This window comes from Bacillus kexueae, from assembly GCF_022809095.1.
GTDB lineage: Bacteria > Bacillota > Bacilli > Bacillales > Aeribacillaceae > Bacillus_BZ > Bacillus_BZ kexueae.
In genome coordinates this window covers 40,471-54,244 of the sequence record NZ_JALAZE010000005.1, presented here as the reverse complement: position 1 = coordinate 54,244, position 13,774 = coordinate 40,471, and the positions used below count along the sequence as shown (strand labels likewise).

Below are 13,774 nucleotides of genomic sequence, written 5' to 3'. Positions count from 1 at the left end.
GAATCGATCTATCTTTTAGATAGGTCGATTCTAAATTTTTTACGGAATAAAAGGAGCGAAACCGCTTTGAAAAAATCAAAAAAACAGCGAATGATGTTGTTCATCACAATCATTCCCTTTTTGTTGCTTGTCATTGGTTTTGAACTAGGTCCATTATTAGCGATGGTAAAGAATAGCTTTTTGGCAGATGACGGGGTAACGCTGTCATTTACTCAGTTTATCACGGTGTTTCAAAGTGCCTATTACATGAAGGCTATTCAAAATAGTATTGTCATATCACTTATTTCAGCAACTGTTTCCATTGTGATAGCGGCAATTGGGACGTATTCAATAACGCGATTTTCGAATAAAATTCAAGACCGCATGATAATGATTGCAAATATGACGTCGAATTTTGAAGGGATTCCATTAGCATTCTCCTATATTGTTTTACTTGGAAGTAACGGACTTTTTACAATGCTTTTTGCGCAGTTAGGAATGGATGTATTTGCTAATTTTAATTTGTATTCTTGGACAGGACTTATTCTCGTATACGTATATTTCCAGATCCCATTAGCTATTATGCTTATTTATCCTGCTTATAATGGAATTCAAAAGCAGTGGAAAGAGGCTGCGTCGTTATTGGGAGCAACGAATGCTAAATTCTGGATATATATCGGAATTCCGTACCTTTTACCGAGTATAATAGGAACTTTTAGTATTTTGTTTGCGAATGCAATGGGAGCGTATGCAACGGCTTATGCACTTGTGGGAAGTAATTATAATTTGCTATCTTTACAAATTGCTTCTTTAATCGCAAGCGATGTGCAGATAAAACCGCAGCTTGGAAGTGCATTAGGAGTACTTTTAGCGACTACGATGTTAGGGGCTATGTGGTTGAATGAACGAATGATGAAACGAGTAAGGAGGGACTTATAGCATGAAAGGGAAAAACTATTATCATAAAGTGGTCATCGCACTTCTTGCCACGTACTTAATTGTTCCACTCCTTGCGACCTTTATGTTTTCGATTGCGGGTAAATGGGATAATTCAATTTTACCTGAATATTTAACGTTAAAATGGTATGCGGAATTATTCACGGATACACGATTTTATACTGCACTACAGCGTTCTTTATTTATTATTCTTGTGACGGTGGGATTGAGTATCTCCATAATGCTCCCGACGGTCTTCATCATTACGGTTTATTTTCCTAAATGGGAAAAACTTTTACAAGCTTTAGCGATGCTACCATACGGAATCCCAGCTATTGTAGCAGCTGTAGGATTATTAAAGCTTTATTCGGGTAGTATGATCCAGATAGCAGGAACACCTTGGATTTTAATCGGAGCTTATTTTGTTCTTACATTACCATTCATGTATCAAGGAATCCGTAATAGCTTGCGAACCGTGAATGCAGTTGAATTACTTACAGCAGCTGAGCTTCTTGGAGCAACGAAAATCCAGGCATTTATAAGAGTTGTTATGCCAAACATCTTGCCTGGTATATTAGTTTCGACATTGTTATCCATTGCGTTATTATTCAGTGAATTTGCACTTGCGAACTTACTTGTCGGTGGACGATATGAAACGATTCAAATCTATCTATATCAAAAGTTAAATCAAAGTGGACATTTAACGAGTGCGGTAGTTATTGCCTATTACTCCATTATTCTTTTCTTAACATGGGCAATTTTAACGATGCGCAACGGAACAAAAAAACGACGTTGGGTTCTCGGAATGAGTGCGTTAGCGAATGTCAAACGGAAAACACGTCTCGTAAAAGGGTGAAAGTAGATGAGCTTTTTAACGATAAAAGAAGTGGCAAAAAATTATGGACAAGTAAAGGTATTGCAACATGTGTCATTATCTCTTGAAAAGGGAGAATTTGTAACGTTACTCGGTCAAAGTGGATGTGGAAAGAGTACACTCCTTCGATCAATCGCCGGTCTCGTTGAGTTAGACGAAGGAACTATACTTTTAGATGGGAAAGATATTACGAATGTCGATCCTCGTAAGCGGGAAATTGGAATGGTGTTTCAATCGTATGCTCTTTTTCCGAACATGACTGTATTCGATAACATTGCATTTGGATTGAAAATGAAGAAGAAAGATAAGGTGAAGCACCGCGTATACAGAATGATTGAGATGATGGGATTAGAGGGGAAAGAAGATTCGTATCCCCACCAGCTATCAGGAGGACAGCAGCAACGTGTCGCTTTAGCTAGAAGTCTTGTACTTGAGCCGAAAGTTTTGCTTCTTGATGAGCCGTTGAGTGCGCTTGATGCAAAAATTCGAAAATCTTTGCAACAAGAGTTAAAACGAATTCAACGTGAACTTCAAATTACTACCGTGTTTGTTACTCATGATCAAGAAGAAGCCATGACGATGTCTGACACGATTCATATCATGAATGAAGGAAAAATTGTGCAGTCTGGGAAACCAAGAGATATTTATACATCCCCAGCAAACACATTTGTGGCAAACTTCATTGGGCATTATAACGTCATGTCCATGATTGCATTTAAAGAAATAGTCGAGCAGTGTGATTTACAAGGAAAAGAGATTGCTCTACGTCCTGAAGTGTTAGAAATCTATTCAGAAAGTGATATTATTGAAGCGTCTTCAGCCTGGACGATGGGCGGGAAAATAAAAGAGGTATCCATGACAGGAAATGTTTTAAGATATGAGATTGAGAAAAATGGAACAGTTTTCCGAGTGGACCAACTCCATCGGGATGTTGTGTATCATCGTGGAGAAAATGTAAAAGTAATCATCCCGAAAGAGGAATGTATTGTGTTTTAAAGGAGGCTTCCCTATGAATTCAATATTGCCTGAAGAGCGGAAAAATGCGATTTTGCAAACGCTCGAACGAACTGGAAAAGTAAAAGTAATTGATTTTGCAGAGCAATACCAAGTCTCCCCCGAAACCATTCGTCGGGATTTAATGCTCCTAGAGGAGAAGGGACTATTAAAGAGAGTTTACGGTGGAGCAGTAAAAAAATCGTACCAGAACGGAGAACCACCTTTTTTACAACGTCAAACCGTAAATCAAGATGCGAAAGTTAAAATCGGGATAGCTGCAGCAGACTTAATAGCGGATGGAGATACGGTGGTTATAGATGTTGGAACTACGATGCTTGAGTTTGCTAAAGTGTTAAAAGGTAAGCAGGATATCACTATTATAACGAATTCGCTCCCCGTTTCATCTGTACTGACAGAGGCACGTCTATCCAATGTGTTTTCTGGAGAAGTGATTTTGCTCGGTGGTCAAATTAATCCGAAGCAACAATCGATTGGTGGTCGAATGACTGAAAAGCTTTTACAACAGTTTCATATTGATAAAGCATTTATTTCCGCTGGTGGTGTCTCAATCGATGGAGGAATCAGTGATTATGATATGACGGAATCCTCGGTATCACAAGCGATGATTGAGGTATCGAAACAGATAATCGTGTTAGCGGATTCTACCAAAATTGGTGTGGATGCATTTTGTAAAATCTGTCCTCTGGAAGCTGTAGATGTAATTGTGTGTGATCAAAGTTTTCCGAAAGGATGGGAAAATGATTTAAATATTAAAGGGCTAAATTGGGTTACGGCAGAATGAAGTATAGAAAGGAATTCACCATGAAAGTAGATTATCATGTACATTTAGAAGAAGGACCTTATTCAATCAATTGGTGGCAACGTACTCTCAAAGCTATTGATCATTTTCAAGGAAGCGAAAGGGAGAAGCATACGAGAAACTGGCTAGAAGATGTAACTAAAACGATGCAAAAACGTCTCGAAGCAGGACCTTTTTCGTCAAACTGGCTCGACCTGTATTTGAAAAAAGCTAAAGAACTAGGAATTAAAGAGGTTGGGATTGTAGATCATTTATATCGATTTATTGAAATGAAACCCTATTACGAGAAATATATGGATCTCGAAAGCGAAACCTTAGGGCCAATACAACAAAAATGGCTCAATCATGTTTCGACAGAGCGATTAGATAATTTCATTACTTTCATCGAATCGGAAAAGGAGAAATGGGAAGCGGAAGGTGTTAAATTAAAATTAGGTATAGAGGCTGATTTTTTTCCTGGTTGTGAAAAGGAACTTAAAGAATTACTGTCCCCTTACGAATGGGATCATGTCATCGGATCGATTCATTTCTATAATGGCTGGGGGTTCGATAACCCAGAAACAAAAGAATACTTCGAACAATTTGACTTGTTAAGTTTATATGAAAATCATTTCCGAGTGGTAGAGCAAGCGATATCGTCTAAACTATTCGATATTGTCGCTCATTTAGATAATTTAAAAGTGTTTAGTTATCGACCTGATGAAACCCTATTGCTCAACTATTACCACCAAATTGCCAAAAGTTTAAAAAAGCATCAAGTAGCAACGGAAGTAAACACAGGACTTGCATATCGCTATCCTATAAAAGAGATGTGTCCAAGCCCATCCTTTCTACACATTTTGGCTGAATATGGTGTTGACATTACAACTTCATCTGATTCTCATTTTCCAGATGATTTAGGAACGATGTTAGAAGAAGCACGAGATAGATTAAAAAAGGCTGGATTTCAACGAATAGTTACATTTGATAAACGATTGAAACGTCATGTCCCATTAACATAACCTGCTCATACTAATGGCAGGTTTTTTTATTAACAGTATTGGTTGAACCTTTAAAATCTACTAAAATATTACTGGTAAAAGTTTAGTAGAAGGATGAAGGGGAAAATGAGAAGAACTAGAAAAAAGCGCAAACAAAAAGATAAGTTATTCTTATCAATTATGATTCCAGTGACAGTCATTGTGCTATTTATTACTATAGGGCAAAAGTTAACTGAACATGGGAATGAAGAATTGGCAATGGGACAACAAATTGTAACTCCGAAAGATGAAACTATACAGCCAGAGCCTCCAAAGTCTATGGTTGAGGAAGCAAAGGTAGAAATACCAGAGCCTACGAAAAAGGAAAAGCCAAGCCCTTCACCTCACAAGGTAGCGTATTTAACTTTTGATGATGGGCCAACAGAAGCAACTAAAGAATTGCTTGATTTGCTTCTGCAATATGAAGTGAAGGCAACATTTTTTATGCTTGATGGGAACATGAAACAGCATCCGGATCTTGTGAAACGAATGAAAGAAGAAGGTCATGCTCTTGGAATTCATGGTGTCTCTCATGATCGCAAAAAGTTTTATCGTTCGAAAGATTCGGTTTTATCGGAATTGGATCAAGCAAAACGAACTATTCAAGACATTACAGGCGAAATACCGAAGCTTATTCGAACTCCATACGGTAGCTATCCAGGGATGAAGCCATCATATAAAGAGGCGGTAGCGCAAGCCGGATATATACTTTGGGATTGGAATGTCGATAGCAATGACTGGAAGTATCGAAATCATCGCATGATTGATACGACCATTTCTCAAATTCAATCACTTGAAAAGAAAAATGAAGCACCTATCATTTTAATGCATGATCGTCCCAAAACTGTTAAATATGTGGAAGAATTACTTGCCTATTTAACGGAACAGGGATATAACCTTGAACCGCTAAATGAAACAATTGAACCGATTGTGTTCTAATTAAAAAGAAAAGCAAAGAGAATCATTGCTAAGATCCAAAGCTATTTTTAAAATAAAATATCCTATAAGCATTTTTTTGGTCTTAATCTTAACTACGAGGAACTAATGCTTTACAACTACAAATTAAGGTTTTCCATCATTGTGATATATTGGTGGGGGACCTTATTTTTATTAGGAAGAAGAAAGACTTAATCAAATAGAGGTTTAATGCAAATGGAGACAAGGAGGGATATAGATGTTCTACAAATTATCAAAGGAACAACAGAAAGCAATGCTTGAGGATATTCAAACCTTTTTTGAATTAGAGCGAGATGAGGAGATTTCGGAGTTTCAGGCAGAGAGGTTACTTGATTTTATTAAGGAATCGTTAGCTCCTCACTTTTACAATGCAGGTGTTCGCGATGCACAGCAATTAGTGGAGCGTCAATTTTTGTCATTAGAGGATGAAATGTATACATTAATTCGATCAACCAAATAGCGAAAAGGGTCTCGTTAAGCTATCAGGAGAATTGAACAGTATGTTGGGACTAATTCTTCGGAGTGTGTGATGAATCGTCAATTTTCATTAAAAAGTGAAGAATTATAGATGGTTAGTAATCATTCATTCGTTGACGGAATAAAGACACTTCGCACTTTTTATAGAAAAGCAACAATCTTAAAGACAATGGTTTGTGAAAATAAACAAAAATGTCCGTTTATTATAAAATTTCTGAAAATAATCTTGTCAATCTCTGGCTGAGTCGTTAAAATGATTTTAATTATTTTAGTTCTCATCCAGGGGGTACCAATTATGGTTACATTTGTTGCGTCTATTCTTCTATTAATTTTAGGCTATGTTGTGTATGCGAAAGTAGTAGAGAAAATTTTCGTCATTAACGATTCAAATGTAACACCAGCATATGCTAAGGCAGACGGGCTTGATTATACGCCGATGAGCTGGTGGAAGGGCACATTAATTCAACTGTTGAATATTGCAGGGCTCGGTCCAATTTTTGGTGCTATTATGGGAGCATTGTATGGTCCAATTGCTTTCGTGTGGATTGTAATCGGTTGTATTTTTGCTGGTGCTGTCCATGATTATTTTTCAGGGATGTTGTCATTGCGCCACGGTGGTGAGCAGTATCCGTCACTTGTTGGACGCTATTTAGGAACGACTGTTAAAGTCGTTATTAACGTCCTTTCGCTTGTGTTAATGATTTTAGTGGCCGCTGCGTTTACAGCAGGTCCTGCACAGCTAATTGCTCAAGTGACTCCGTTAAGTTATATGGCTGCTATTCTAGTTGTATTTGCTTATTTTGTATTAGCAGCTGTGCTACCAATTAACAAGCTAATTGGTCGAATTTATCCGATCTTCGGTGCGATTTTGCTTTTCATGGCAGTTTCGATTGGAATTGGTTTATTTTTTACGGACAAACCAATCCCAAATTTAACATTTGAAAATTTACATCCGAATAACTTGCCAATTTGGCCATTATTAATGGTTACAGTATCGTGTGGAGCGATTTCAGGTTTCCATTCTACACAAAGTCCAATTATTGCTCGTACGATGAAAAAAGAAAGTGATGGTCGCAAAGTATTTTATGGTGCCATGATATTAGAAGGGATTATTGCACTAATCTGGGCTGCTGCGGGGATGACATTCTTCGGTGGCACAAATGGCTTAGGAAGTGCATTAGCAGCTGGTGGCCCAGCAGGTGTTGTCAATGAAATTAGTACGACACTTTTAGGAGCGCTCGGTGGCATCATGGCCATTTTAGGGGTCATTGTTCTTCCGATTACGACAGGGGATACAGCGTTGCGTTCTTCTCGTATGATGGTTGTTGATTTAGTTAAACAGTTCGGTGCGAAGGTCGATTCGCCGAAAAAATCTGTTATGCTTACGATACCTGTAATGCTCATCGCTTTTGCCCTTACTCAAATGGATTATACGTTCTTATGGCGTTATGTTGGGTGGACGAATCAAGTAGTTGCCACGGTTATGTTATGGACAGGTGCGGTGTATCTTTTACAAAATGGGAAATTCCATTGGATCTGTAGCGTGCCCGCGATGTTTATGACAAGCGTAGTCAGCACTTATCTATTCTATGCACCGGAAGGATTCCACTTAAGCTTCCAAGTTTCTGTTACGATTGGTCTGATTATTACTGCTTGTGTAATTGGCTGGTATTTATGGCAAGTGAGAAAAATGAAAAATGATTCAATTCAATCGCTTGAAAATGCGGTATAAAAACTGCCCTCGTGGCAGTTTTTATTTTTGGAAAATTTTCAACTATAAGACATTTAGTTTTTTATTGCACTAACGCTTAAAATCGTGTAAGCTTAGTTTTGTTTTGATGCGAAAAAACGAATAGCAACTTCTTATCCAGAGAGACGGAGGGACTGGCCCGAAGAAGTCTCGGCAGCGGACTCGTAATGTTGAGTGCTGTGCCAAATCCAGCAAGCTTTAGCTTGAAAGATAAGAAGGGTTTCTTATATACATACGTATAAGACCTCTTCTTACAGCGAGATAAGAAGAGGTCTTTTTTGGCCTCTTCAATAAAATTGAATTGAGGTGGAAAACATGGAATTAAAGAAAGGGAATCCTTTTGCGCTATTTCCTTTTGTTGTCTTTTTAGTTTTGTTTATTGGTTCAGGTATTGTTACTGGGGACTTCTATCAGTTCCCTGTCATTGTAGCTATCATTATTGCATCTGCTGTTGCGCTTATGATGAATTCAAAAGAAAAGCTTTCTACGAAAATAGAAGTTTTTACGAAAGGTGCCGGAAATGCCAATGTTATGTTAATGGTTGTCATCTTTTTATTGGCAGGGGCGTTTTCGCAAGTGGCTCGCGGAATGGGAGCGGTTGAGTCAACGGTTAATTTAGCTCTTTCTGTCGTGCCGCAAAACTTATTAATTGTTGGTGTATTTATCATCGCTTGCTTTATTTCTATTTCGATGGGGACGTCGATGGGAACGATTGTGGCGCTAGCGCCAATCGGTGTAGGAATTAGTGAGCAAACAGATATTTCCGTAGCTCTGTCAATGGCTGCAATCATTGGTGGTGCGATGTTTGGTGATAACTTATCTTTTATTTCGGATACAACAATCGCTGCTGTTCGTACGCAAAACACAAAAATGAAAGACAAGTTTAAAGTGAACTTCTTTATCGTCCTCCCAGCAGCCATTATTACGGCTGTATTGTTTGGAGTGATGACAGCTGGTGCTGAAGCAACTGTAACGAATGAATCATTTAATATTGTCAAGATTTTACCATACATTGGTGTTATTGTTGCTGCTTTAGCTGGAGTGAATGTGCTCATCGTTTTAAGTGGTGGGATTGTATTTGCTGGGGCTATTGGACTTATCGATGGAAGCTATGAGAATGGAATGGCACTCATTCAGGCGCTTGGAAATGGTGTCATTGGTATGGAAGACTTAGCGATGTTAGCGATCTTAATTTCTGGAATGGTCGAAGTGGTAAAACATAACGGAGGGATAGATTACCTTCTCCATCTTGTAACACGCAATGTGAAGTCGCCGAAAGGAGCACAGCTTAGTATGGCAGGGCTCGTTAGTTTAACGAATCTTTCGACGGCAAACAATACAATTTCGATTTTAATTGCAGGACCGCTTGCAAAAAATATCGCGGACCAATACAAGGTAGATCCTCGTAAATCTGCTAGTATTTTAGATATTTTTTCGTGTACGTTCCAAGGTTTAATTCCTTATGGTGCGCAAATGCTTGCTGCTGCAGGTGTTGCTTCTATATCACCGTTAAGCATCCTGCAATATTCATACTATCCAATTTTAATTGGTGTTTGCGGATTGCTCGCCATTCTTTTTGGGTTTCCGCGTTTAAATAAGCAAGAAGAAGTTCATGTAGAAGCAAAAGAAGTAATGTAAGAAGACAGGTCTCCGTTTGGAGGCCTTTTTTTATAGTTACAGAAAGTTTAAGTTCAATAAAGTGTTAAAGTATTCTCTTTACAGTTTTTTTGGTGTCTAGCTCCAAGCGCCATCAGCTCAGGTCGCTTCGGCCCTGCTGTGGCGATGGAAGCCTCCTCGCAGGTCCTCCAGCGCCCTTCGTCTAAGGACTTGCGCTTTGCGCTTTTCTTGATGCTTGTGTATCAGTCAAAGTTAAAATGGTAACGAAACTACATAGTAATCCTTTGGTTGTAAGGTGGATCTAGTAAAGAGTGGAATGATAGTGATTTAGAAAGTTTCGTACAATTAACCACGAAAAGTTTCGTTAATATTTTATTATATTTGCATGAAAAACATTATTTTTATATATTTTTAGATTAGTATTGACTAAATAAGAGTGGGTTGGTACTATAAAATTACGAAAATTATAAATTACCTAAATTAATTTTACGAAATTTTTCGGAAGAGAGGAGAATTAAGAATGCTTCGTTTTCCTGAAGGGTTCATTTGGGGCGCTGCTACGTCTTCCTATCAAATAGAAGGTACAGCGACCGGTGAAGATAAAATTTATTCAATTTGGGATCATTTTAGTCGCATTCCGGGGAAGGTTGCCAATGGAGATAACGGTGACATCGCAATCGATCATTACAATAAATTCGGTGATGATGTCGCATTAATGAAAGCGCTTAATCTGCAATCGTATCGCTTTTCGACAAGCTGGGCTCGGCTATACTCGGACGTGCCGGGAAAATTTAATGAAAAAGGGTTGGATTTCTACAAACGTCTCGTGGACCGTTTATTAGAAAACGGGATTGATCCGATGTTAACGATTTATCATTGGGACTTGCCACAAGCTTTACAAGAAAAAGGTGGTTGGGAGAACCGAGATATCGTCAACTACTTTAACGAGTTTTCCATTTATCTATACGAGAATTTAGGAGACGTTGTGAAGAAGTGGATCACACATAACGAACCGTGGGTAGTAACATACTTAGGTTACGGAAATGGAGAGCATGCTCCTGGAATTCAAAACTTCACTTCCTTTTTAAAGGCGTCTCATCACGTATTACTATCTCATGGCGAAGCAGTGAAATCATTCCGTGAGTTTGGACCGAAGGATGGAGAAATCGGTATTACGTTGAACTTGACACAAGCGTATGCAGAAAATCCAGAAGATCCTAAATCGGTCGATGCAGCTTCTAAGTTTGATGGATTTATGAATCGTTGGTTCTTAGATCCACTGTTTAAAGGGCAGTATCCGAAAGATATGTTAACGGCATACGAAGACTATTTACCGGATGTATATCAAGCTGGAGATCTTGAAACTATTAATCAGCCTATTGATTTCTTTGGATTTAATTACTATACCATTTCCATGTTAAAAGATTGGAAAAAAGGTGAAACAGCACCGATCGACTTTGAACATGTAAGTACAGGAAAACCTGTAACAGATATGGGTTGGGAAATCGATGCAAATGGTTTATACGACCTCATGCTACGTTTGAAAAAGGACTACGGAGATATTCCTTTATACATTACGGAAAATGGTGCTGCATTTAAGGATGGATTAAATAGTGAAGGCACAGTAGAAGATGACAACCGTGTTGATTATATTCGCGATCACTTAGCAGCAAGCCACAAAGCTATTCAACAAGGAGTAAATTTAAAAGGCTACTATGTTTGGTCTTTATTTGATAACTTCGAGTGGGCATTTGGATATGACAAGCGATTTGGAATTGTATATGTAGATTACGAGACGTTAGAACGAATTCCGAAAAAGAGTGCTCACTGGTATAAGGAAACGATCCAAAACAATGGTTTCAAAATGAGTGAAGAATTGTTAAGGAGGTGAGGATAGAGGGGGCTAAGAAAGAAAAAAGTTTTCTTTGAAATAGCGGTAGAATCTTGGCGGATTGGTCACGCTATTACAAAGAAAACTAATGTTATTATATCGAATCGGTTATGAGAACGTAAAGAATGAAAAGGGGGAACTATGTATGAAGCGTCGATTCGCAATGGTGTTATCACTATTACTCGTTTTTACGATGGCGGCATGTAGCAATCAAGCGAATGATGATAGTAGTTCAGATGGAAAAGTCAAACTTGATATGTGGGTGTTTGGAAGCACAGGTTATGAAAAACTAGTAGAAGAATATAAAAAAGAAAATCCGAATGTTGAAATTAAAATTCAGTCAACACAATTTGATGATCATCATAATGCATTATTTACTTCATTATCAGCAGGAAGCGGTGCTCCAGACATTGCGATGATTGAGGTTAACAACATTGAGCGCTTTAGAGAAGCTCAAGATCGTTTCTACAATCTATATGATTATGGTGCTGAGGAAGTTAAAGGTGATTATTTAGACTGGAAATGGCGTATCGGTGAAAATACAGACGGATCTTTCTTATTTGGTTTACCGACAGATATCGGTCCAACAGCAATGTTTTATCGTGTCGATGTATTTGAAGAAGCAGGTCTAGCAACGGACCCTGAAAGTGTGAAAGAGTTAATCCCTGACTGGAATGCTTATGCGGAAGTAGCAAAATTAATTAAAGAGAAAACAGGCAAGCCAATCGCGGATAACTATGAGTTAATTTACAATGCGCTTCGAGATCAAGCGCCGATGCAATACTTTAATGAAGAAGATGAGCTTATTATTGAAAATGAGCCTTACATTAAAGAAGCTTATGATTACACGGTTGACTTAATTCAAAAAGGATATGTAGGTAATAACGGTCTATGGACTCCTGAATGGGGAGGAGCTATGGAAGATGGAAGCTATGCAACAATGCTTGCTCCAGCTTGGATGCAAGGGGTTGTGAAAGGAAATGCTCCTAATTCTTCAGGTAAATGGATGATTACAAGCATGCCAAATGGCGCAGGGAACTGGGGCGGTTCTTACTTAACGATTCCGAAAGAGTCAAAACATCCGGAAGAAGCGTACAAGTTTATTGAATGGCTTTTAGCACCAGAACAACAATTAAAATCTTTTGAAGATATGGGATTATTCCCATCTACCCCTTCTATTTATGACGAGCCGAGCTTTAAAGAGTATAGTGATGAGTACTTTGGCGGTATGAACACAGCGGAAGTATTCGCTGAATCCGCTCAACAAGTTAAGACTGTTTACATGGGGAAAAACTATCAAACTGTTCAAACAGAAATTGTTAACGCCTTAACAAATGTATCGAAGAAAAAGGCAGACCCAGAAAAAGAGTGGGATGAAGCGATTAAACGAATCAAGCGTCAACTTGAACGTCAATAAGGATAAAGACAAAGGGAATATTGCCTAGCGGAATATTCCCTTCTTTAAATAAGGATTTCTTTGGAGGGGAAAAAGATGTTATCCCATAGTGAGAATAAAGAGTTAAGCGTCCATAAGCAAAAGCGAAAAAAGCTAAGTGAAGATCAAAAAACATCACTAGCTGGTTACTTATTCATCTCTCCGTTTTTTCTTTTATTTGCGGTCTTTGGCGCATTTCCAATGGTCTTTAGTTTTTATTTAGCATTCCAAAAGTGGAATGGTTTCGGGGAAATGACCTTTGTCGGGTTGCAAAACTTTGTATTTATTTTTCAAGATCCGATCTTTTGGAAATCGATTTATAACACCATTGTTATTGGATTAATGGGGACGGCACCTCAGCTGGTTGTTGCACTTATTTTGGCGGTTGTCTTAAATTCAGCATTAGTAAAATTAAAAAGTGTGTTTCGAGTAGCTTATTTCGTACCAAATGTTACGTCGATTGTTGCGGTTGCAATCGTATTTACCGTCATTTTTAGTGAACAAGAAGGGGGATTAGTCAATGCGACTTTAGGTCTTTTCGGCTTTTCTCCTGTAAACTGGCAAACATCCGAATGGGGTGTGAAAATTGCCATTGCGACGATGATCTTCTGGAGATGGGTTGGGTATAATTCCATCATTTTCTTAGCAGGACTTCAAAGTATCCCGAAAGACTTATATGAAGCAGCTGAAATTGACGGAGCGAAGAAATGGCAACAATTCGTGTATATTACAGTCCCGATGTTAAAACCGATTATTATCTTCGTAGTTTTTACAGCAACGATTGGTTCTCTACAAATCTTTGCAGAGCCGTTAATTTTCGCTGGTAGCAGTTTTCGAGAAGAAGGTATAACGATTGTTCTTTATTTATGGAGAGAAGCGTTTTCCAATAATGCATTTGGAACTGCTTCTGCTACAGCTGTAGCCCTATTTCTTCTCATCATGGTCTTTTCAGTCATTAATGTATGGATGTCTAATCGGGTAGATAAGTCTAAAAAAAAGCAGAAGAAAATGAGGGGATAGGAA

12 protein-coding genes and 1 riboswitch are annotated in these 13,774 nt (G+C 38.3%); all 12 genes read left to right on the top strand.

Annotation, left to right across the window (positions count from 1 at the left end; all coding sequences use genetic code 11):
* The first annotated feature begins 66 nt into the window (after positions 1 to 66).
* The 12 genes from ML543_RS10430 (at position 67) to ML543_RS10375 (ending at position 13,771) form a co-directional block, all read left to right on the top strand.
* On the top strand, positions 67 to 918 hold the full coding sequence (locus ML543_RS10430) for an ABC transporter permease (RefSeq protein WP_243387304.1): 852 nt from the start codon (positions 67 to 69) through the stop codon (positions 916 to 918).
* Position 919: 1 nt separating this feature from the next.
* Positions 920 to 1,771, top strand: coding sequence for an ABC transporter permease (locus ML543_RS10425; protein ID WP_243387303.1), 852 nt, complete (start codon positions 920 to 922; stop codon positions 1,769 to 1,771).
* A gap of 6 nt (positions 1,772 to 1,777) precedes the next feature.
* Positions 1,778 to 2,785, top strand: coding sequence for an ABC transporter ATP-binding protein (locus tag ML543_RS10420; RefSeq protein WP_243387302.1), 1,008 nt, complete (start codon positions 1,778 to 1,780; stop codon positions 2,783 to 2,785).
* Positions 2,786 to 2,798: 13 nt separating this feature from the next.
* On the top strand, positions 2,799 to 3,587 hold the full coding sequence (locus ML543_RS10415; protein WP_243387301.1) for a DeoR/GlpR family DNA-binding transcription regulator: 789 nt from the start codon (positions 2,799 to 2,801) through the stop codon (positions 3,585 to 3,587).
* 20 nt (positions 3,588 to 3,607) lie between these two features.
* Positions 3,608 to 4,606, top strand: a complete 999-nt coding sequence (locus tag ML543_RS10410; protein WP_243387300.1) for a histidinol phosphate phosphatase domain-containing protein — start codon at positions 3,608 to 3,610, stop codon at positions 4,604 to 4,606.
* A gap of 105 nt (positions 4,607 to 4,711) precedes the next feature.
* On the top strand, positions 4,712 to 5,563 hold the full coding sequence (locus ML543_RS10405) for a polysaccharide deacetylase family protein (protein ID WP_243387299.1): 852 nt from the start codon (positions 4,712 to 4,714) through the stop codon (positions 5,561 to 5,563).
* 235 nt (positions 5,564 to 5,798) lie between these two features.
* The gene (locus ML543_RS10400) at positions 5,799 to 6,041 is read left to right on the top strand and encodes a DUF2164 domain-containing protein (RefSeq protein WP_243387298.1); all 243 of its coding nucleotides are present in this window, start codon (positions 5,799 to 5,801) and stop codon (positions 6,039 to 6,041) included.
* Positions 6,042 to 6,353: 312 nt separating this feature from the next.
* Positions 6,354 to 7,790 carry a carbon starvation CstA family protein gene (locus ML543_RS10395; protein ID WP_243387297.1) on the top strand — a complete coding sequence of 479 codons (1,437 nt, stop codon included), beginning with the start codon at positions 6,354 to 6,356 and terminating at the stop codon, positions 7,788 to 7,790.
* 128 nt (positions 7,791 to 7,918) lie between these two features.
* Positions 7,919 to 8,025, top strand: a riboswitch (SAM riboswitch).
* 98 nt (positions 8,026 to 8,123) lie between these two features.
* Positions 8,124 to 9,446 (top strand): Na+/H+ antiporter NhaC family protein, encoded by a 1,323-nt coding sequence (locus ML543_RS10390; RefSeq protein WP_243387296.1) that lies wholly within the window; start codon positions 8,124 to 8,126, stop codon positions 9,444 to 9,446.
* Positions 9,447 to 9,945: 499 nt separating this feature from the next.
* Positions 9,946 to 11,316: a GH1 family beta-glucosidase gene (locus tag ML543_RS10385; RefSeq protein WP_243387295.1), complete on the top strand. Its 1,371-nt coding sequence runs from the start codon at positions 9,946 to 9,948 to the stop codon at positions 11,314 to 11,316.
* Positions 11,317 to 11,461: 145 nt separating this feature from the next.
* Complete coding sequence (locus tag ML543_RS10380; protein WP_243387294.1) at positions 11,462 to 12,733, top strand: ABC transporter substrate-binding protein; 1,272 nt, start codon at positions 11,462 to 11,464, stop codon at positions 12,731 to 12,733.
* A 75-nt stretch (positions 12,734 to 12,808) separates the two neighbouring features.
* Positions 12,809 to 13,771, top strand: a complete 963-nt coding sequence (locus ML543_RS10375; RefSeq protein WP_243387293.1) for a carbohydrate ABC transporter permease — start codon at positions 12,809 to 12,811, stop codon at positions 13,769 to 13,771.
* Positions 13,772 to 13,774 lie beyond the last annotated feature (3 nt).

Bases quoted from the DNA above. Each gene is read 5' to 3' on its own strand.
- ML543_RS10400 (WP_243387298.1), top strand. From the start codon at position 5,799: ATGTTCTACAAATTATCAAAGGAACAACAGAAAGCAATGCTTGAGGAT.
- ML543_RS10385 (WP_243387295.1), top strand. From the start codon at position 9,946: ATGCTTCGTTTTCCTGAAGGGTTCATTTGGGGCGCTGCTACGTCTTCC.
- ML543_RS10375 (WP_243387293.1), top strand. From the start codon at position 12,809: ATGTTATCCCATAGTGAGAATAAAGAGTTAAGCGTCCATAAGCAAAAG.
- ML543_RS10380 (WP_243387294.1), top strand. From the start codon at position 11,462: ATGAAGCGTCGATTCGCAATGGTGTTATCACTATTACTCGTTTTTACG.
- ML543_RS10395 (WP_243387297.1), top strand. From the start codon at position 6,354: ATGGTTACATTTGTTGCGTCTATTCTTCTATTAATTTTAGGCTATGTT.
- ML543_RS10420 (WP_243387302.1), top strand. From the start codon at position 1,778: ATGAGCTTTTTAACGATAAAAGAAGTGGCAAAAAATTATGGACAAGTA.
- ML543_RS10405 (WP_243387299.1), top strand. From the start codon at position 4,712: ATGAGAAGAACTAGAAAAAAGCGCAAACAAAAAGATAAGTTATTCTTA.
- ML543_RS10415 (WP_243387301.1), top strand. From the start codon at position 2,799: ATGAATTCAATATTGCCTGAAGAGCGGAAAAATGCGATTTTGCAAACG.
- ML543_RS10410 (WP_243387300.1), top strand. From the start codon at position 3,608: ATGAAAGTAGATTATCATGTACATTTAGAAGAAGGACCTTATTCAATC.
- ML543_RS10390 (WP_243387296.1), top strand. From the start codon at position 8,124: ATGGAATTAAAGAAAGGGAATCCTTTTGCGCTATTTCCTTTTGTTGTC.
- ML543_RS10425 (WP_243387303.1), top strand. From the start codon at position 920: ATGAAAGGGAAAAACTATTATCATAAAGTGGTCATCGCACTTCTTGCC.